The organism is Streptomyces sp. NPDC058864 (assembly GCF_042742985.1).
In the GTDB taxonomy this organism is placed as follows: Bacteria; Actinomycetota; Actinomycetes; order Streptomycetales; family Streptomycetaceae; genus Actinacidiphila.
This window is the reverse complement of record NZ_JBHYMQ010000156.1, coordinates 1-1846: the sequence shown is the minus strand read 5'-3', so window position 1 is coordinate 1846 and position 1846 is coordinate 1. Positions and strand designations below refer to the sequence as shown.

The following is a 1846-nucleotide window of genomic DNA, read 5'->3' as shown; positions in this document are numbered from 1 at the left end:
GTCACCCTCAGCCCGAGCCGGATCGGCGACATCGCCCGCGCCGCCCTCGTCCTCAACGGAACCTGGAAATGATCACCGCTGAGAAAACGTCACTGTCGTGGCTGTGAGAGATCTGGCGGGTTGGCACTGTTGTAGGGGTGTTATCGCACGCTGTGTGACGCTGTCTCAGCTTGACGTTTAACCTCGCTGAGCTTTGTGTTCCTTGATCGATTCGGCGCGTTTGACCGTCTTGCCGACGTCGTGGCGCTTGGCGCGGTGCTTGTTCTTCGAGCCGGGAGGCCTGCCGGGTCCCGGCCCGGACGGTTTTGGTGCGGCCGCCGGACGGGCCGTGATCGCGCGGACGTTGCGAAACCCCCGCCGCACCCGGGCGGGGGTGAGGCGGCGTGGTGCGGCGGGACGTTCCCAGGGCCGGCGCAGATCTTCGGCGAGGGGTCGGGCGAGGCGGAGCTGGGTGTGGGCGGCGATGATGAGCCAGGTCCACAGGTCGGCGCTGTCGGCGTGGCGGACCTTCGGCGCGATCCAGCCGAGGGTCTGTTTCATGAGCCTGAAGGTGTGCTCGAGATCGAATCTGCGGAGGAACGATTGCCACCAGCGGTCCACGTCCGCCGGCGTGGCGGCGGTGGCCGAGCACCACAGCCAGACCGGTTTCGGGTCGCGGTCGCCCGGCAGTCGTTCGACCTTCAGGCGGAGCAACGTGCCATGCAAGATGGGAAGTTCGGCCTCCGCGTGGTTCAGCCAGGGGCCGCGGTGAGTGAGTCTGGGGTGCATCCTGTCCCAGGCTCTGGCCTCGGCTTTGCCGTAGCGGGTGGTGTCCGTGACGGTGGTGATCTCGGGTTCGTGCCAGGTGTCGGGTTTGGCGAAGGTGAGGACGCCGCCGTGTCGGCGGGGCCGGCCGCCCTTCGGCCCGGAACGGGCGGGGCCGGGGTCGCGGAGCATCACGCGATCCGAGCGCAGTCGGCCGACCAGGACGACGGGCAGGTCTGCCAGGGCGTGGGAGAGGTAGGTGACGTCGTAGCCGGAGTCCATCACGATCAGGATCTCGGGATCACCTGGCTGCCAGTGCCGGGCCTGTGTCAACCGCTGGACTGAGTAGCGGAGTTGGGCGGCCGTGATGGCGGTCGCGTCGTCGGCGGGCCCGAGGCGGACAGCGTCCAGCAGCGCGACCCAGGAGGTGCGGCCGGTCTCCAGGGCGGCGACGAAAGAGTACGGCCAGCCAGGCACAAACTGGTCCGTGCTGCGGTCACCGCGTCCGTAGACGTGGCAGAACAGCCGGTCGTCGCTGGTGGGGGCATCAGGACGCAGCCAATTGCTGACGTCCACGGCCAGCACGATGCGCCCGTCGGCCGCCTTCGGTAGCGGCAGGCCGGCCAGCGCGCGCCGCAACCGCACCGGCTCCAGCCAGCCCCGGTCCAACGCGGCGTATAGGGCGCCGTGCCCGCGCCGGTGCTCGGCCGCCAACGACAGCTCGACCAGCGTCTTCACCGGTTCCTCCGCGCACAGCACCGCGTCCGTGAGCTCGAAGAGCGTGTCCGCACGGGCGTACAAGCAGTCGTAGAACTCGACCCGAAAGCGGGACAACACGTCCAACGCCTCACCTGCGGGCGCATCGGCGGGGAGACTCATGGGCAGCGGCCGTTCTCTCGTGCTTCGTGACTCGACATCTCGAAGGGTGGAGAACGGCCGCCCTCACTGTCCCGGGAAAAACCGCAGATCAGCAGGTCGAGTGACCTGCGAGGTTAAACGTCAAGCTCAGTAGCCGTTGCTCTACCGGTCATGGTGAGCGTGGGTTCGAGTGTGGCTTCCCGGTTGGGTGATCTTTCGGCCGGGTGCGCATGACAGCAGGGCC

General features: G+C 68.2%; 1 protein-coding gene. It reads right to left on the bottom strand.

Annotated features, from left to right (window positions below):
- Positions 1 to 177: 177 nt before the first annotated feature.
- The gene (locus tag ACFW3D_RS42090) at positions 178 to 1623 is read right to left on the bottom strand and encodes an NF041680 family putative transposase (protein ID WP_500513777.1); all 1446 of its coding nucleotides are present in this window, start codon (positions 1621 to 1623) and stop codon (positions 178 to 180) included.
- Positions 1624 to 1846: the final 223 nt, after the last annotated feature.

Coding starts and splice junctions, on each gene's coding strand:
- ACFW3D_RS42090 (WP_500513777.1), bottom strand. CDS start 1,623: ATGAGTCTCCCCGCCGATGCGCCCGCAGGTGAGGCGTTGGACGTGTTG.